This is a genomic window from Acinetobacter higginsii (genome assembly GCF_000369525.1).
Taxonomy (GTDB): domain Bacteria; phylum Pseudomonadota; class Gammaproteobacteria; order Pseudomonadales; family Moraxellaceae; genus Acinetobacter; species Acinetobacter higginsii.
The window spans coordinates 2125657-2143232 of record NZ_KB850072.1; the positions used below are offsets into that span (position 1 = coordinate 2125657).

Annotated in this window: 16 protein-coding genes; 7 read left to right on the plus strand and 9 right to left on the minus strand. The window is 43.1% G+C overall.

Annotation, left to right across the window (positions count from 1 at the left end; all coding sequences use genetic code 11):
• Positions 1 to 15 precede the first annotated feature (15 nt).
• The 4 genes from F902_RS16185 to F902_RS16200 all read left to right on the plus strand — a co-directional run bounded on the left by F902_RS16185 (position 16) and on the right by F902_RS16200 (position 4651).
• Positions 16 to 525 (plus strand): rhodanese-like domain-containing protein, encoded by a 510-nt coding sequence (locus F902_RS16185; protein WP_005205084.1) that lies wholly within the window; start codon positions 16 to 18, stop codon positions 523 to 525.
• Positions 526 to 587: 62 nt separating this feature from the next.
• Positions 588 to 1526, plus strand: coding sequence for a serine O-acetyltransferase EpsC (epsC, locus tag F902_RS16190; RefSeq protein ID WP_005205086.1), 939 nt, complete (start codon positions 588 to 590; stop codon positions 1524 to 1526).
• Positions 1527 to 1773: 247 nt separating this feature from the next.
• A complete protein-coding gene (locus tag F902_RS16195; RefSeq protein ID WP_004654714.1) occupies positions 1774 to 2706 on the plus strand; it encodes a family 2A encapsulin nanocompartment shell protein in 933 nt (310 codons plus the stop codon).
• Positions 2681 to 4651 carry a family 2A encapsulin nanocompartment cargo protein cysteine desulfurase gene (locus tag F902_RS16200; RefSeq protein ID WP_005205088.1) on the plus strand — a complete coding sequence of 657 codons (1971 nt, stop codon included), beginning with the start codon at positions 2681 to 2683 and terminating at the stop codon, positions 4649 to 4651. Before F902_RS16195 ends, F902_RS16200 begins: the two co-directional genes overlap by 26 nt.
• 46 nt (positions 4652 to 4697) lie before the next feature.
• Here the strand turns inward: F902_RS16200 and F902_RS16205 are convergent, their stop codons facing one another.
• Positions 4698 to 5339: a LysE family translocator gene (locus tag F902_RS16205; protein WP_005205089.1), complete on the minus strand. Its 642-nt coding sequence runs from the start codon at positions 5337 to 5339 to the stop codon at positions 4698 to 4700.
• 92 nt (positions 5340 to 5431) lie between these two features.
• On the opposite strand from F902_RS16205, the gene F902_RS16210 reads away from it, so the two are divergent.
• Positions 5432 to 6388 (plus strand): LysR family transcriptional regulator, encoded by a 957-nt coding sequence (locus F902_RS16210; protein ID WP_005205091.1) that lies wholly within the window; start codon positions 5432 to 5434, stop codon positions 6386 to 6388.
• A gap of 117 nt (positions 6389 to 6505) precedes the next feature.
• Positions 6506 to 7849: a chromate efflux transporter gene (gene chrA / locus F902_RS16215; protein WP_005205093.1), complete on the plus strand. Its 1344-nt coding sequence runs from the start codon at positions 6506 to 6508 to the stop codon at positions 7847 to 7849.
• Positions 7850 to 7895: 46 nt separating this feature from the next.
• Here chrA and dmeF read toward each other — a convergent pair whose 3' ends face one another.
• Entirely contained in the window at positions 7896 to 8843 is a 948-nt protein-coding gene (dmeF, locus tag F902_RS16220; protein WP_005205095.1) for a CDF family Co(II)/Ni(II) efflux transporter DmeF, read from the minus strand.
• Positions 8844 to 8899: 56 nt separating this feature from the next.
• Here dmeF and F902_RS16225 point away from each other — a divergent pair, with 56 nt between their 5' ends.
• Positions 8900 to 9166 (plus strand): metal/formaldehyde-sensitive transcriptional repressor, encoded by a 267-nt coding sequence (locus F902_RS16225; protein WP_004805533.1) that lies wholly within the window; start codon positions 8900 to 8902, stop codon positions 9164 to 9166.
• Here the strand turns inward: F902_RS16225 and F902_RS16230 are convergent.
• From F902_RS16230 to tssM, 7 genes are all read right to left on the minus strand, one after another.
• Entirely contained in the window at positions 9161 to 9778 is a 618-nt protein-coding gene (locus F902_RS16230; protein WP_005205097.1) for an ATP-binding cassette domain-containing protein, read from the minus strand. The genes F902_RS16225 and F902_RS16230 overlap by 6 nt on opposite strands.
• Positions 9775 to 10470, minus strand: a complete 696-nt coding sequence (gene modB / locus F902_RS16235; RefSeq protein ID WP_004654738.1) for a molybdate ABC transporter permease subunit — start codon at positions 10468 to 10470, stop codon at positions 9775 to 9777. The genes F902_RS16230 and modB overlap by 4 nt, the downstream gene beginning before the upstream one ends.
• A gap of 4 nt (positions 10471 to 10474) precedes the next feature.
• Positions 10475 to 11245 (minus strand): molybdate ABC transporter substrate-binding protein, encoded by a 771-nt coding sequence (modA, locus tag F902_RS16240; RefSeq protein ID WP_005205099.1) that lies wholly within the window; start codon positions 11243 to 11245, stop codon positions 10475 to 10477.
• Positions 11246 to 11686: 441 nt separating this feature from the next.
• Positions 11687 to 11950 carry a PAAR domain-containing protein gene (locus F902_RS16245; protein WP_004654745.1) on the minus strand — a complete coding sequence of 88 codons (264 nt, stop codon included), beginning with the start codon at positions 11948 to 11950 and terminating at the stop codon, positions 11687 to 11689.
• A gap of 33 nt (positions 11951 to 11983) precedes the next feature.
• Positions 11984 to 12757, minus strand: coding sequence for an OmpA family protein (locus tag F902_RS16250; protein ID WP_005205101.1), 774 nt, complete (start codon positions 12755 to 12757; stop codon positions 11984 to 11986).
• Complete coding sequence (tagF, locus tag F902_RS16255; protein WP_005205103.1) at positions 12754 to 13713, minus strand: type VI secretion system-associated protein TagF; 960 nt, start codon at positions 13711 to 13713, stop codon at positions 12754 to 12756. Before tagF ends, F902_RS16250 begins: the two co-directional genes overlap by 4 nt.
• Before the next feature lie 37 nt (positions 13714 to 13750).
• The gene (tssM, locus tag F902_RS16260) at positions 13751 to 17560 is read right to left on the minus strand and encodes a type VI secretion system membrane subunit TssM (RefSeq protein WP_005205104.1); all 3810 of its coding nucleotides are present in this window, start codon (positions 17558 to 17560) and stop codon (positions 13751 to 13753) included.
• Between the last annotated feature and the right edge of the window lie 16 nt (positions 17561 to 17576).

Sequence of the window (17576 nt, forward strand, 5' to 3'; positions counted from 1 at the left end):
TGAAAGGTTATAAAAATGAATGCTCAATTTGATTCTACTGATCTAGCAGAATCGACATCTACGATTCACGGTTTATCAAAAAATCCACAAGATATCTTAGCGCGTGCGCAACATTATGCTGAAGAAAATGAACTCGATTTCACTGGCAGCGTTCCCCCACCTGAAGCTTGGTATTTGGTTGAACAAGGCCTAGCGGTATTGGTCGATGTACGTACCAATGAAGAACGCAAATTTGTCGGCTATGTCCCTGAAAGTATCCACGTCGCATGGGCAACGGGCACATCTTTTAACCGAAACCCACGCTTTCTAAAAGAACTGGATAGCAAAGTTGGCAAAGACAAAACCATTTTGCTGCTCTGCCGTAGTGGTAAACGCTCTGCTTTAGCAGCTGCAGCAGCATTTAGTGCAGGTTTTGCCCAAGTTTATAACGTGCAAGAAGGCTTTGAAGGTGATTTAAACGAGCAACAACAACGTAATCAAAGCAATGGCTGGCGTACACATCAGTTACCTTGGTTACAAGACTAATGCTGCTTTTTTAAGCAATTATTTTACGATTTATTTAAGATCTCGTTTTGCAAGGAACTCGCGTGAGTCAATGGAAAATACAGCCTGTCGTCGAAGGCCTACAACAAGCACGACATGAATGGAGAGAGCGTCAACATCGCATCAAAGAATTTGGTGGACGTGAATTGCCATCTAAGGATGCGCTGAAGTCAATTTTAGATGATCTGTGTGGGATCTTATTTCCAATGCGACTTGGGCCGAGCAATCTACGCCAAGAAACTGAGGATTACTATATTGCCTATACCCTTGACCGTGTCTTGAATGAACTGTTTGCACAGGTCAAGTTGGCTTTAAATTACGAAGCCAAAAGTCGAGTCAAACCGATCCCTGTTTCAAGCAATGAACGTCTGCTGTATGAACAGCAAGTCGCTTTGGCTCAAACCATCGTACAGGATTTTGCCAATACCTTGCCTGACATTCGCCGCTTATTGGATGCCGATGTCTGTGCAGCATATGAAGGTGATCCCGCAGCGCATAGCGTCGATGAAGTCCTCCTCTGCTATCCAGGTATTTTAGCGATTATTCATCATCGGGTAGCACATCAGCTCTATCACAGTGTACCGCTGCTCTCACGGATTATTTCTGAATTGGCTCATTCTGCAACGGGTATTGATATTCATCCGGGTGCGCAAATTGGGAAAGGCTTCTTTATCGATCACGGCACAGGTGTGGTGATTGGAGAAACCTCAGTGATTGGTGAATATGTGCGTATCTATCAAGCAGTGACACTCGGTGCAAAACGGTTCGAACTGAATGAAGATGGTGCACTGAAAAAAGATTATGCCCGTCATCCGATCGTGGAAGACCATGTGGTGATTTATGCAGGTGCAACAATTTTAGGCTGTATCACCATCGGTAAAGGGTCAATTATTGGCGGCAATGTGTGGCTTACCCATAGTGTTGCAGCAGGCAGTCAGATTTTACAGTCACCAAGTGAGTCATTACACAATAGTAAAGTTTAATTTAATGAGGTATTTAACCAAGTAAATAAAAAGGCGTAAGAATAAATAACGTATATTCAATACTTATATTTATTTTTCATAATTATATTCTTATGAGTAATAAGCAGATAATTCACGATTATTTATCTCATAATAATATTTTTAAAAAAACTAAATAGCCTCTAGTCTAACGAAATAAATCATTAAATATTATTGCAATAAAACCAATTTTTATTAACAAAGCCAAAGACAACAGGAAAACTTATTCATGGCAAAAACCACAGATAAAGTCCAACTTGCGCTTGGAGATCATGCAGCTAGACAGCTTGCCAATGCCACCAAGACCGTTCCACAACTTTCGACCATTACCCCACGTTGGCTCACACATTTATTGCAATGGATTCCTGTTGAAGCAGGTATTTATCGCGTTAACCGTGTCAGCAACACCGATGATATCCAAGTGGCCTGTACACAACGTGATGAAGCGACTTTGCCGCAAACCTTTGTTGATTATGATGCGCAACCGCGTGAATATTTCTTAAATGGTGTGTCTACCGTCTTGGATATTCATACTCGCGTTGCCGATCTTTACAGCAGCCCACATGATCAAATTAAAGAACAATTACGCTTAACCATTGAAACCATTAAAGAACGCCAAGAAAGCGAGCTGATCAACAACCCTGAATATGGTTTATTGGCCAGTGTCGCAGATGAACAGCGTATCTCAACTTTAAATGGTCCCCCAACACCAGATGACTTTGATGATTTACTGCGTAAAGTCTGGAAAGAACCCGGTTTCTTCTTGGCACATCCAGATGCGATTGCCGCATTTGGCCGTGAATGTACCCGTCGTGGCGTGCCACCACCAACCGTCAGTTTATTCGGTTCGCAGTTCATCACATGGCGTGGTGTCCCACTGATTCCATCGAATAAAATTCCGGTGGAAGATGGTAAAACCAAAATCTTGTTACTGCGTGTGGGTGAAAAACGCCAAGGTGTGGTGGGCTTATTCCAACCGGGCTTGGCAGGTGAGCAATCTCCTGGGCTTTCTGTACGCTTCATGGGCATCAACCGCAATGCGATTGCGTCTTATCTAATCTCACTGTACTGCTCATTGGCGGTGTTGACTGAGGATGCGTTGGCTGTGCTCGAAGATGTGGAGGTGGACAAATATCATGACTACCCAGTTAACTACAAGTAAGCTATCTTCTACAGGTACTGGGCAAGGTGGTACAACGGGTTCAGAAGTGGTCGGTGTTAGCCCACCGTCCAACTTCCCAGATGAAGCAACACTTTCAAGGCTTGCCTCTGAATTTTTTGCTGCGCTGCCAAGCTCAGGCAGTGGTCACCCTTCTGGTTTGAATTTGGACTTGCCCAATGTCGGTACACCACCACATCAACCCCAGCCTGCCGAACCTTTAGCAGCGTTAAGTGGACGTGCGCCCAATATTGCTTATGAAAAAAGTTTGAATCCTGAATATCCTGAGCATATTCCAAACTATCCCGATTATCCTGAACGTCGTGCTATTGCCTCTGCACCCGTAGTCGGTGGGGCGAATTTACCTCGCCCGCCGATTGAACCAAATTTTCCACAAGCCATTCATAGCGCACCGAATGTGCCTTTGGTTGAACCTTCTCGTCCATCTGCAAGTGAGGCTTCGCCATTTTATTTTTTAAATGATTTTGCAGCACCCGGTACATCAAGTTCTGAATTTGATGCTGCCAGTTTTGCGACTGCACAATCATTTCAATTACCACACGGCGATGCGCTAAAAAGCTTGTTGCAGCAAGACCAACCAAGTTTAGCTCAACCTAAAAGTACCGCTTCTACAGGTTTCTATTTTTTGGATTTGCCACAAAGCAATGCGAGTTATGGCAATTACCAAGCTTCACAACCACAGTTTGTTGCCCATGCAGCGCAACCTTTGGATATTCAAGCGATCCGTCGTGATTTTCCCATTCTGCAAGAACGCGTCAATGGTCGTCCTCTGGTCTGGTTTGATAATGCAGCGACCACACAGAAACCACAAAGCGTGATTGATCGTATAGCCTATTTTTATCAGCACGAAAATTCCAATATTCATCGTGCCGCACATGAACTGGCAGCACGCGCAACTGATGCTTATGAACATGCACGCAATGTGGTGGCACGTTTTATTGGGGCAAAATCATCAAAAGAAATCATTTTTGTTCGCGGCACCACTGAAGGCATTAACCTGATTGCCAAGACCTGGGGTGAGCAGAATATTGGTGAAGGTGATGAAATTATTGTTTCGCATCTTGAACATCACGCCAATATCGTACCATGGTTTCAACTCACCAAAAAAGTCGGTGCCAAACTCCGCGTCCTTCCTGTGGATGATACCGGTCAAATCATTTTGGAAGAATTGCCAAAATTGATCAATGAACGGACTAAACTGATCTCAATTACTCAAGTATCCAACGCCTTAGGTACAGTGACACCTGTGGCTGAGGTGATCAAAATCGCGCATGCCAAAGGTGTACGAGTCTTGGTCGATGGTGCCCAATCGGTTTCACATATGCCAACCGATGTTCAAGCGATTGATGCCGATTTCTTTGTATTCTCAGGGCATAAAGTTTTTGGGCCAACAGGTATTGGAGCTGTCTATGCCAAGCCTGAAATCCTAGAGACGATGCCTGTGTGGGAAGGCGGCGGTAATATGATTCAGGATGTGAGCTTTGAACAAGTGGTTTACCAACCTGCTCCAAATAAATTTGAAGCAGGCACAGGCAATATTGCCGATGCCGTGGGTTTAGGTGCAGCACTGGAATATGTGGAACGCCTTGGTATTCATAATATTGCCCGCTATGAACATGACTTACTGGAATATGGCCAGCATGCATTGAGTACGGTTTCAGGTTTAAGACCAATTGGTACGGCAAGAAACAAAGCCAGCGTGATGTCTTTTACACTTGAAGGTTATTCGACTGAGCAAGTAGGTAAAGCACTGAATCAACATGGCATTGCAGTGCGTTCAGGGCATCATTGTGCTCAACCGATCTTGCGTCGTTTTGGTGTAGAACAAACTGTGCGCCCTTCTTTGGCATTTTACAACACCACGGAAGAAATTGATTTGCTGGTGTCGGTATTACATCAACTGACCAGAAGCAAACGCAGTGCCTAACCCCTCTCCAATAAAAAAGACTGTCTCAGTGCAGTCTTTTTTATGTTCAGGCAAAGGCAACACTCCAAATCAATCGTATTGCAACTACACCGAGAATAACCCCCATTACCCGTTCAAAATACACCCCAAACTCTAAAAAGCGTTTCCGTACAACAGGCTGAGCAAACATAATGCTGACCAAGATAAACCACACTGCATTGACCAGACACATCCAGACGCCATAACCAATTTGAACCTTTAACGGTGTGGTCGGGCTAACAATGGTGGTAAAAATTGCCAGAAAGAAAACGGTCGCTTTGGGATTCAAGGCATTGGTTAGAAATCCCATATTAAAGGCTTGGATTAAACTTGGTTTACCCATCACCTCACCAGCCAAAATGTCTAGATTATTATTCGGTTGACTACGTAAACATTGCCAGCCCAAATAAATCAAATAAGCCGCCCCAGCTATGCGCAATACCGACATTAACCAGACACTTTGCTGAATCAGCACGCCAACACCCACCAAGGTATAAAACACATGCACTGAAATTCCAACGCCAATGCCGATTGCAGTGATACAGCCAATTAAATAGCCATATCGAACACTTTGTCGTACTGTAATAATAAAATCAGGACCCGGTAAAACAACTGCCATAAAATGGATCAATGCCAAGGCCAGAAACTCATGTCCATACAACTGCCACATTTGATTTATCTCCATCATGACTACAGGAAAAAGATTGTATTGCGATTTTTAAAGCGCGATAATCCAATCAAAATCCAAATAACTTTTGCTTCATGAGCACAAATCAAAGTCTGGTTCTGTTAAATGAAATGGCAACCTTTGTCAAAGTTGTCGAAACGGAAAGCTTTTCTGAAACGGCACGGCAGCTCGGCTCAACCCCATCTGCCGTGAGCCGCGCCATTGCCCGTTTAGAACGGGCTTTAGGTACACGCTTATTGCATCGCACCACACGTAAACTGCGCTTAAGTGAAAGTGGTCAACAGGTGTATGAACGCTGTGTCGACATGGTCAATGCCGCACAGGCGGTAATGGAAAGCTCGGGACAGTTTCATATTGAACCACAGGGCATTATTCGGATCAGTGTGCCCAAAGCCGTTGGGCATTTTATGCTGCATCCACATTTACCCGAATTCTTGGCACTGTATCCAAAGATTGATATTCAACTGCTATTGGAAGACCGTTACATTGACTTGATTGATGATGGTGTCGATCTGGCGATTCGTATTACTGAACAACCACCGGGTGGCTTGATGGGACGGAAACTGATTGATATTGATCATTTAATCTGTGCCACACCCGAATATTTACAGCAACATGGCATACCGCAACATCCACATGATTTAAAGCAGCACCAATGTATTTATTTGGGTGAACAACCGAATGACTCGAAATGGAAGTTCCAGCAAGAACAGAAATCGATTACGGTGCCAGTCCGTGGTCGTTATGCAGCGAATCATACTGGCGTGCGCCTCAGTGCCGCTTTACAACACTTAGGCATAGCCAGTTTGCCTTACTTCGTAGCACGCCATGCCTTAGAACAAGGGAATTTGGTTCAGGTTTTACCTGATTGGCATTTTAAAACCCATTACAGTGGTGGCGCATGGTTGCTCTATCCACCTACCCGTCATGTGCCACCTAAATTGAGTGTGTTCATTCAATATCTGGCGGAAAAATTAGCCGCAGAACCAATTTTAGTTCATCAGAACGCTCCAATAAAAAATAATGATTAACCCATCTAAATTTAATAATTTCATCATTCTGAATTATTAACTCACTAAAATTTATAAACTCAATGCTCAATTTTATTTATCATCTAGAAATAAAAAGAAAACTCTTTGGAATACATCATGCAATCAGCGGATTATACAAATCCAACGCCAGCAATTCCTTTCTGGCAAGCTTTTTTGTTCTGGCTTAAATTGGGATTTATTAGCTTTGGCGGACCCGCTGGACAAATTGCAGTGATGCATCAAGAGTTGGTGGAAAATAAACGTTGGATCTCTGAAAAAAGATTCTTACATGCACTGAACTACTGCATGCTACTCCCTGGTCCTGAGGCACAACAGCTCGCCACATATATTGGTTGGCTGATGCATCGAACTACGGGTGGGCTTGTAGCAGGCATTCTGTTTGTTCTCCCCTCGTTATTTATCCTGATTACCCTGTCATGGATTTATGTGCAGTTTGGTGATATCCCCATCATTGCAGGCTTGTTTTATGGGATTAAACCTGCGGTCACGGCAATTGTCTTTCATGCGACTTATCGTATTGGCAGTCGCTCATTAAAGCATCCGTTTTTATGGGGCATTGCTGCTGCCGCATTTATTGCCATTTTCGTGTTTAACGTCCCTTTTCCCCTGATCGTGTTAGCAGCTGCCATTTCAGGCTATGTGCTGAGTAAGCAAAAACCAGATTTATTTACGGCTCAGGCTTCCCATCAGAATAGTCATAAAAGTTATGGGGCCGCCCTGATTGATGATGATACACCGACACCTGCCCATGCAGTTTTTCGTTGGGGCAATCTTTTAAAAATCCTGATCATTGCTGCGTTCCTATGGTTTGTGCCGATGCTGCTTTTGACTCTAGGATTAGGATGGCAACATGCTTATACTCAAATGGCGTGGTTCTTTAGCAAAGCAGCCTTACTGACCTTCGGCGGTGCTTATGCAGTTCTGCCCTACGTGTACCAAGGTGCAGTCAATCATTATGCATGGCTAAGTCCAACCCAAATGATTGATGGTCTGGCACTCGGTGAAAGTACTCCTGGTCCATTGATTATGGTGGTGGCATTTGTTGGTTTTTTGGGTGCTTATAACCATGCTGTATTGGGTGCTGATCAACTATTTTTAGCAGGCGCAATGGGTGCGGTGATCGTGACTTGGTTTACCTTCTTATTTTCCTTTGTGTTTATTCTGGCAGGTGCACCAATTATCGAATCTACGCATAATGAACTGAAATTTACCGCACCACTTACTGCGATTACCGCTGCTGTGGTCGGGGTAATTTTAAATCTGGCCTTATTCTTTAGCTATCATGTGCTCTGGCCAAATGGTTTTGATCATGCTTTTAATTATGAAGCGGCCTTTATTACCATTGCAGCATTGATTGCTTTATTCAAATTTCAGCTCAATGTGTTATATGTGATTTTTGCATCGGCCTTTTGCGGTCTCATTTTATATATTGGTGCATAATTAAATATATCGAGTAGCTCAAAACGCTACTCGATGACGTTCTAGCTTAAATATGATGAATTTCGACTGAGGCATGCACAATTTCCTCATGAATCGCCAATTCCGCTTTAACCTGATCAGGATTGAGATCCGTCATGGTGGTTTCCAATCCTAAAATACAAGAGAACTTGCCTTTCCCGACCTTCCATACATGTAGATCAGTAATTTCAACCTGTGCAAACTGGGCAATCACCTCACGTATTTCTTCAACCACAGGATGCCCCATTTCAGCATCCAATAGAGTTTTTCCCGTTTCCTGCATCAGCCCCCAAGACCATTTTGCAACCAGTAATGCGCCGACGATCCCAAGCAAAGCATCTAGGAAATTCCAGCCAAAATATTTGGCCGCAAATAAGGCAATAATCGCGAGCACCGAAGTGACAGCATCAGCAACCACATGTAAAAAAGCTGCTTTTTGATTCAAATCATGATGATGATCATGGCCGTGATGATCTGCGTCACCATGAGAGTGATGATGTGAATGATGGTGATGATGCTCATGTCCCCCATCATGTAGTAACCATGCACAAATTAGATTGACGATCAGCCCCACAATCGCAATGGGAATCGCCTCATTAAAATGAATGGTGACAGGATTAAATAAACGCTCAAGTGACTGAATCCCCATCAACAGTGCCACCACCATCAGTAAAATCGCACTGCTATACCCAGCCAAGATTTCAATTTTCCATGTACCGAAGCTAAAGCGTTGATCCTGTGCATAATGTCGCGCCATACGATAGGCAAAATAAGCCAGTCCCAAGGCCAGCATATGCGAACTCATGTGCCAGCCATCGGCAAGTAAAGCCATGGAATTAAAAAACCAGCCGCCCAGAATTTCCAAGACCATCATCACTGCGGTCAGAATGGTGGCAATTAAAATTCTTTTTTGAGCCAAGGGATTTCCTTGATCAAACTGGTGAGAATGACGTCGTTCTAGGTTACTATGCTGCATTTATTTTAGTCTTCCAATATACCCCCCCTAGTATATATTTTTTTAGGAAAAAAAGTATGTCTCACCTCCATCAAGATAAGAAAATTTTAAATCGTCTTAAGCGGATTCAAGGGCAGTTCGCAGCAGTCGAGAAATCAATCACAAATCCTGACAGTTCTTGCATAGAAGTTCTACAGCAGGTAGCAGCAGTCAAAGGTGCGGTAAATGGTTTAATGAACCAATTGATCGAACAACACCTAAAAGAACATGTATTAAAAGGTGCTGATCATGTCGATGAGGAAGAAGTCGAAAAGTTTTTCACCTTATTACAACGCTATCTATAAATACCAAATGGTGTCACTCAATTGTTCAAGCTCGGAATGATCATGACTCACATACAACATTGGGATCTTGATTTCCTGTTTAACGCGTTGAAAAAATGGAATGATCTCGGCTTTATGCGCGGTATCCAGTGCAGACAGTGGCTCATCTAAAAGCAGCAATTGTGGCGAGTACAGTAAGGCTCGTCCCAAAGCCACTCGCTGTTTTTCTCCCCCAGAGAGCTTAATCGGCATACGTTCCAGCAAATGCGCCAATTTCAGCAACTCTACAATATAGTCCACTTCGAACTGACGTTGTTGTGGCGTAATATGCTTAAAACCAAACAGTAAATTCTGTTTGACGTTTTTATGTGGGAACAATTGCGCATCCTGAAAGACTAAACCGACACGGCGTTGTTGCGTACTGAGATGAATATTCTGACCTTGATCGAACCAAGTCTGATTCTGAATTTTAATCCAGCCCGATTGAGGTCGGATTAAGCCTGCAATGCTGTGTAATATGGTGGTTTTCCCCGAACCTGAAGCCCCAAATAACCCAATTACCATCTGATCAGACTGAAAGCGTTGATCCAGACAAAATTGCCCTTGCTGTAGCTGTATATGACAATCAATCATGTTGAATATCCACGCTTATTTTTCTGATAACGATTGAACCACTGTGCAAACCATAAGGCAAAGAATGCCACCGATAAAGACAGGATAATCAATCGCCATACTGCGGCTTCGGTATCGGGTTGCTGCATCAAACTATACATTGCCAACGGTAAAGTGCGGGTTTCGCCAGCAATATTGCCAACAAAGGTAATCGTTGCACCAAACTCACCTAAACTTCGGCAAAAACATAAAATAGCACCGACCAAAATACCACTACTGGCGAGCGGTAATGTCACCTGCATAAACGCCCCAAAGGAAGATGCACCCAAGGTTTTCGCTGCCAGCTCCAAGCGTTGATCAACCAGTTCAATCGCCAGCCGAATCGATTGTACCAATAAAGGAAAGCCCATCACCGCGGATGCCAATACCGCGCCTTTCCAGTTAAAAGCAAATTCTAAACCCAACGGTGCAAGATATTGCCCCAACAGTCCCCGATTACCAAACAATTGCAGCAATAAGTAGCCAGGCACGACAGGTGGCAAAACCAAAGGTAAGAACACCAAGGTCTCAAATAGTGACTTTCCCCAAAACTCTTTGCGGGCCAATACCCAAGCCACTAAAGTTGCAGGAATTAAGCTAAACACCAGACATGCTGCTGCCACTTTGCAGGACAGCTTGAGGACTTCAATTTCTTCAGGGCTTAAGATCATCATTTAGTTACTGCAACACGCTAAACCCATATTTTTTAAATATTGTTTTTGCCTGTCCGCTTTGTAGAAATTTATAGAATTTAACCGATTCCGCATTTTTCTTAGTTAAACCCACTGGATAAATAATCGGTGGATGCGTATTTTCGGGGAAGATGCCCGCCACAACCACATCTTTACTGATGGCAGCATCCGTCGCATACACAATACCGACCTGACATTCACCACGGGCCACGAAGTTTAAAGCGGCACGGACATCTTCCGTTTCAACTAATCGTGGTTGAACTTTGTCCCACCAACCTAATGAAGTCAACGCCTGCTTAGCATATTTCCCGACTGGTACACTCTTGGTATCCCCTGTACATAGCTTGCCTTGGATGACTTTACTTGGATCAAAACTTTTATCCATTTTTAATTTAATCGGATGATCTTTGGGGGTAATCACAACCAAGCGGTTGCCCAATAAATTAATCCGATCAGTTGGCGCAACCAGCTGTTTATTCTGTAAATAGTCCATCCATTGCACATCAGCTGACATAAACACATCCGCAGGTGCGCCAGCTTCAATTTGCTTGGCTAAGGTTGAAGACCCTGCATACGAAGTTTTGACCTCAGTCTTATTCTTTTGCTCATAGATTGCATCGAGTTCATTCACTGCATTGGTTAAACTTGCCGCTGCGTACACTGTAATTGCGTCCGCGGCTACTGCATGGGTCTGCATCAATAAACTCGCCCCGAAAGCGACAGCACAGAGATAGGTTTTTTTCATCATTGTTGGCATTGTTTTGTCCTCGATTTTCGATATGTTTTTAAAAATATATCGCTTAATAAAGATACACTAAAAATAACAATTCGCCAGTGTTGTTATCCTTAATCCATCATCTGCGTATTTAGAACCTCAATGATCTAATCATAGGTACCATGAACATCATTTGGTGCAAAAAATCAGTGTTTCACCAATTTAGTGCATCTCCATATAAATTCCGACATAAGCAATCAATCAAACATTCACTCAATCGTTATTTACTGAAAAATATAGTGATTAGCCATATTTTGCTTTCCAAAATAAAAAGGCACCTATTCAAACGCCAACTTAATGATGCTGAATAGACGCCTTTGTCTATTTCTAAAGATAGCCTAGATCACTATCCTATTTCTGTTTTAGCAAAAGATGTGCCAAATGATTTTAAGCTTTTACGAGATTCGAAGCTTAAATCATGCCTTAACCTCTGACGGCTAAATTCTGTTTCGGCAATAATTTACAGCCGCAAGAAAGTGGGTCATTCACTCTAGCAGCGGCTTTACCCATGACTTGCATATTCGGATCACCAGCGACTATCGTCGCCACAGTTTTATGTTTTGGACAAGTAGCTTTATCCCCAACACAAGCAATCGGAATACCTTCTATGAGAAAGCTGCTATTTCCACTGATGACCTGCCCACCACCTGTGGTTGGGCAACCAACAACAATATACGGTGTTGCCATAATCACATCCCTCACATTTGGATTTATGAATGATTAAAGTACTTCAAATTCAATGCGGCGGTTTTTCTTACGACCGTCTGCAGTTGCATTATCTGCAACAGGTTGGCTAGAACCTTTACCTTCGGTACTTAAACGATCCGCAGCAATACTTTTACCCACCAGATAACTTTGTACCGCTGCAGCACGTTGCTGACTTAATACCGTATTCTTATTGGCATCACCAGAGCTGTCGGTATGCCCAATGATTTTGACTTTTTTGCCACCAACCTTATTTAACGCCACAGCCATTTCATCCAGAATCTGTTGTCCTGCTGCAGTCAGAATGGCACTCCCTGATTCAAATTCAATGATTCGGTTCTTCAAAGCATCATCAATGATTTTTTGCTCAGCCTGATTCACTGAAAGTTGGGCATTGAATCGATAAGGTTGTTGGACCAAAGCCTGAAAATTATTGGTGGTCGGTTGAATCTGATTTGGGTCGGTCATTTTACCAGTTAAATCGACCTGAGTTCCTTTCACTCTTAGTTGCCCTTGTGAAATCTTCTTCAGATCAGGAGTGATGACACGGGTCACTGAATCACTCCAGCCGCTCGGCGCTGAAACTGGGCGCACCTGAATTTTGTCCACGACTTGATCTGCACCATATACAGACTGCATTTTGACCAAAATTGCCTGCTTGCTCTCCTCATTGGGCACCACGCCCTCTACCACAATCGGCGCAGCGTGGAGCAGATGGCTTTGGCCTATAACACATAAGCCAAACAGTAAACTTGCACAGATAGATTTCGGATTATTTCTCATATTCATTCATCTAAAAAAGTTTGTCTGAACAGCTTCAAACCTTGGTTAAGGCTCAACTGACGCTGACAAAGTGATTGTTCGAGTGTGGCAAGGCCTGCATTCTGCTCCAGATAGGCATCAATCCATTGTGCTTGGATTAAGGATACCCAATGCTCGCTCTGCATGTTTTGAGTAAAAATATCGCTGAGCGCCATGATATCCGCGCCTTGAAAACCAATGAATAAAATTGGTTCCTCACGATGCAAAATGCCAATCAGGATTTCAGTATTATTGATGCCTAAGAAGCGTCCAATCATCCCAACCCAAAATGCTGCGATTTCATAGCAGTACATCGCGTTATTGATCGGTAGGATCAGCACCTTATTTAAACGACTGGTACCATTTTTTAAGATTGGTTGCAGCAAAAGTCCCAATCCAATCATGCTCTGTGCCAGTTCATAGACATTGATTTTCATCAATTGGGCAAAGGAATGCATGGTATGATTTTCATAAAAACCATTGCATTCTTCGGCAGTGAAAATCTGAACCACATTCGGTAGGTTGTTGAGCTTTTCCAGCATAATATTGGTATCACGAATACTACGTAATACCCGATTGCGCTGAAATAAATCGACCAAAACTGACTTATAGTAAAACGGCGCCAATAATAAATTTTGATAAGGCTGCTCAACTTCAAGCAATTGACTCAGTACCATCGGAAATGCGCGCCCAGAGCTGTCTTGGCTGGCAATTAAATTGGCAGCCAAAAACATTGGCTCAGCAGGATTGGCAATAAAAAAATCCAATGAAGGCAAAGACTCATAACGCTGCTTGAACTCAGGGCTACGCATGGCATGTTCAAGTGCTTCTGTAATCCACTGATCAAGTACCTGGATTAATGCGTATTGCCCTTTGGATTTCAGAAAGTCACCACGAGCGGGCGTCTTTCCGTAGTACAAAGCTGTCGTTTTTACTTGTTGCATCCAAGCACCTCCTGCTGTTCCCTGATCACCCCTAACATTACGGCGTTACTCCTGACGGTGCAGGCACTGGCGCTTGTGGCTTCGGAGCAGCTCCCGCAGGTGTCGCTTGCGCAGAGACCACACGTACCGCTTTCTCTGTCACTACTTTATCCACCAGTTGCAAGCCTGCATAACCACGGCTAGAGCCAATACTGCCTGAGCTATTACCACTAATGAGTCGGAAATTCACTTTCAACACTAAAGATGGTTCAGTTTTGCTGGTCCATGTCATTTCAAAACTACCATTTTGCTCTTTACGCTGCGCCGCATCGATCAAACGGTTAATCCCATATTCACCTGGCTCTTCAAAAATCGTATGGGTTTTACCTTCCAAATCGACTGCTGTGATGCGTGCGCCTGGAATTGCACCTTGATTCGGCCATACGAAGTTCACCCATTGCTGAATGCCGTTTTCAAACACCATGCGCTGACCATCAATATCAATGGTATACGATAGGTATTGCGGGTTCGGTAATGGATAGAACTGGAAGTTGGACTGATTGGATACAGGTGCAGCCGCAGGTTGATCGAGGCTACCTGTCGCCATGCCATTGATCGGTGCCACATATTGTTGAAATGCCACCACAAATTGTGGATTTAGGCTAATGCCTAAGTCTTTCCATGTTTTCGAGGTCAAGACATAACCACGGCGGATCACAAATGGATCTAAAGCTTCTTTTACAAAGCGTGCAATGCTACCGGTCTCACCAAAGATTTGACCAATTTCACTACTGGTGGCCTGTAAAGTCACACCCGAATTAAATGGATATTTCTGGCTCAAATTGGTTTTAAATGGCTGATACGCTTGAATACCCCATAATTTATTCAACTCATCCTGAGTCGGTACAATCAAGCTAGCAAAAGATTGTGTCAGTGGCGTCATCAACAATTTTTGTAATACCTGTTGATCGGTGTCTTTCAGACCCACCATCATCTTTTCATCCACATATTTCTGTGTGGTATTAAAGACTGAAGTTTGATCATTGATGGTCTGTTTCACCAAAGCCATGGCACTTGGACCGATCTCACCTGCTGTTTTCAGATCATTGAATTTACTACGCACTTGGGCAAGATTATTCATGTACTCATCGAATAAGGACTTATCTTGTAAATCATCGCGCTTGCGTACCAATTGATAGAACATTTGATATTCTTGCGAAATTGCACCTTGGGCACGGTCCATCGCTTGAGCCGCTGCTTTATCATCTGAATTGTTTAGAACTTTACGTTTAAACCAAGCGACAAAGCCTTTTTCAGGAACAGCCAGTTCAGCTTGTACAATTGGATTGTCCCAGTTGGTTTCGATTGCAATACGTTGTAATAAAGTACGAATTGGTGAATTTTGTGGTTCGCCTAAAACATCAATACTCTTCACTTGCTGAGCGAATTGATCGTTTTTGGCATAATAAATACCGTTCAGGAATTTTTTCCATTCCGTCACATATTCTTGCTTATACAGCGCGACCAATTGTTTGCGGATTTGTTCTGGGCTACCAGAGAAGGTTAAATCATCCGATTGACGACTATTCAATACCCAATCTTTGCTGTCTGTTGGCTTATTCGCAGCTTCATCAATTGCCTTTTCAACATACTCATCCCATGCCTTTTGCGTAAACACACCCGGTAATGCATAACTACCTAAAACAATGGCACGGTTTTGTTCACCTACAATTTGCCCAACCGTGACTGCCGGGAAGCGTACCGCTGCGCGCATTTTAATCTCGTTATAGACACGGTCACGTGCTGGCATACCACGAATCACTGACAATAAAACCTGACGGGTTTGATCGACCACTTGGGCATCGGTTTCAAGTACAGGGAAGCCGTCTTGATTGGCCAAAGTCATGGCATAAGAGAGAATCTTCTCTGCATCCTGAATCATCTCACCACGCGGCATTTGTCCACGATTGGCATCCAGCCAAGAACGCCAGAAACGAGACACTTGATCACTTAAATGACTGGTATCCATATATTCATGGTTACTCATCATCAAATAGGCTTTTAATGCGTTATAAGCATCTTGTGGATTGCTATCCGAAGGCTCTAAATACTGCTGTGTTTTCGCAACTTGCTTGATTTCGACATTGACGTGATTGGCTTTTAAAGTCGCCTCGTTGTTTTTAACACGCTGTAAATATTGCGCAATATTTTGCTGTGTCGGGGTCAGAACAATTTGCTTGATCCCTTTTAAATACTCAGCTTTTAAGCTCTCGCGTAATTGATTCCCTTGGTAAAGGCCAAAGCTGAACTTAAGCGGACGATGCTCATCAAACTCATCGAGCTGTTGCAAGCGTTCTTGCAGAATCAATAAGGCTTCGAGTTGAGTGGATAATTGCTGCCCAGAAGTTTTTTCCAGATGCACCACTTTATCTAAGTCAGCCTGTACATCCGCAATCAGTTGCTGGTTATTGCGATATGACCAGACCCAAACGCCCAAGACCAAAGAAACCCCAACCAATGCTGCAATAAAGCCAATATAACGCTGACGTTTTTTGGCAGGATTGATGTGCTGTTTCACCAGATCTTTATCTCGTAAAATCACATTAGAGAATAGACCTTGTAAGAAATAACCATGGTTGGGTGCAAGCGAAGCATTTACGCTGTCTTGGCTATTGCCCTGAACTTGCTGCAGTTGAAACTCTTGCGCAATGTTCTCCGTCATTGGGCTTTCAATCACACCTTCTTGTAAGGCACTGGTAAAATAGAAACCACGGAAAATCGGTTGGAACTGGTATGGGTTATCTTCAAATAATGTACCAACAAAACTTTTTAGCGCAGGTTTGAGTGTTTTAAATTCCAATGGGAAGGTCATGACACTTGGCGAAATATTCTGCGAATGGCGACGACTTAAATGCGTGGTACTTACACTCTTTAAACCGTCATAAAGAATGCTGTAATGTTTTTCGAATAATTCCACTGCATTCTGAGACGAGTTCTGCTCATAAGGTAATGTTGCACCCCACGCCTGATTATATTCTTGTGACTCATAGCAATCAAAGAACTCCGTAAAGCCTGCAATCAAGTCCATTTTAGAAAAGACCAGATAAACAGGAACCACGACCTCAAGTTTTTCCGTTAAGTCTTGAATTCGAGCGCGCAGATTTTTGGCTAATTTTATTGAGTTCTCAGGACTCTGACTGATCAATTCAGCAATACTGACAATCAGGACCAAACCATTAACAGGCGCTTTAGAACGATTTTTCTTTAAAATATTTAAAAAGCCCAACCATTCAGAATGATCTTCGGAATAAACTGAATAACGCCCTGCGGTATCCAGCAAAATCCCTTCTGTAGAAAAAAACCAGTCACAGTTCCGTGTTCCACTTAAACCCGCTGAAACCATTTTCTGATGGGTTTCTTCAAAGGGAAACTTCAAACCAGAATTATAGATCGCAGAACTTTTACCCGCAGCTGGATTACCAATCACCATATACCAAGGCAATTCGTACAATGCGGCATTGCCCTTTTTATCACCCAATTTAGATTTACGAATCAATTGAATTGATTCTTTCATCTGCTGCTGAATTAACTGTAGCTCGGCCTTGTCTTTATGTTGACCATATTCAGCTTGGCTATCTTGCTCAATCGCATTGGCCAGTTCTTCACCTTGTTCAGCGTGGCGTTTTCTTTGAATCAGCCAATAGATACCATAGACGATTAAACCCAATGCATAGGTCGCTGCCAATGCCCAAAAGATATGCCGAGGAATAGACGAGTATGAAGAAATCAGTGCCACGAATAAGGATAAAGCAATAATAGCTTTAGGATTCGTGATGTACTGCCACAGATAACCTAAAATGATATACATTGAGTTCTCGAATTCT

Coding starts and splice junctions, on each gene's coding strand:
- F902_RS16185 (WP_005205084.1), top strand. CDS start 16: ATGAATGCTCAATTTGATTCTACTGATCTAGCAGAATCGACATCTACG.
- F902_RS16195 (WP_004654714.1), top strand. CDS start 1,774: ATGGCAAAAACCACAGATAAAGTCCAACTTGCGCTTGGAGATCATGCA.
- F902_RS16200 (WP_005205088.1), top strand. CDS start 2,681: ATGACTACCCAGTTAACTACAAGTAAGCTATCTTCTACAGGTACTGGG.
- F902_RS16205 (WP_005205089.1), bottom strand. CDS start 5,339: ATGTGGCAGTTGTATGGACATGAGTTTCTGGCCTTGGCATTGATCCAT.
- F902_RS16210 (WP_005205091.1), top strand. CDS start 5,432: ATGAGCACAAATCAAAGTCTGGTTCTGTTAAATGAAATGGCAACCTTT.
- chrA (WP_005205093.1), top strand. CDS start 6,506: ATGCAATCAGCGGATTATACAAATCCAACGCCAGCAATTCCTTTCTGG.
- dmeF (WP_005205095.1), bottom strand. CDS start 8,843: ATGCAGCATAGTAACCTAGAACGACGTCATTCTCACCAGTTTGATCAA.
- F902_RS16225 (WP_004805533.1), top strand. CDS start 8,900: ATGTCTCACCTCCATCAAGATAAGAAAATTTTAAATCGTCTTAAGCGG.
- F902_RS16230 (WP_005205097.1), bottom strand. CDS start 9,778: ATGATTGATTGTCATATACAGCTACAGCAAGGGCAATTTTGTCTGGAT.
- modB (WP_004654738.1), bottom strand. CDS start 10,470: ATGATGATCTTAAGCCCTGAAGAAATTGAAGTCCTCAAGCTGTCCTGC.
- modA (WP_005205099.1), bottom strand. CDS start 11,245: ATGCCAACAATGATGAAAAAAACCTATCTCTGTGCTGTCGCTTTCGGG.
- F902_RS16245 (WP_004654745.1), bottom strand. CDS start 11,950: ATGGCAACACCGTATATTGTTGTTGGTTGCCCAACCACAGGTGGTGGG.
- F902_RS16250 (WP_005205101.1), bottom strand. CDS start 12,757: ATGAATATGAGAAATAATCCGAAATCTATCTGTGCAAGTTTACTGTTT.
- tagF (WP_005205103.1), bottom strand. CDS start 13,713: ATGCAACAAGTAAAAACGACAGCTTTGTACTACGGAAAGACGCCCGCT.
- tssM (WP_005205104.1), bottom strand. CDS start 17,560: ATGTATATCATTTTAGGTTATCTGTGGCAGTACATCACGAATCCTAAA.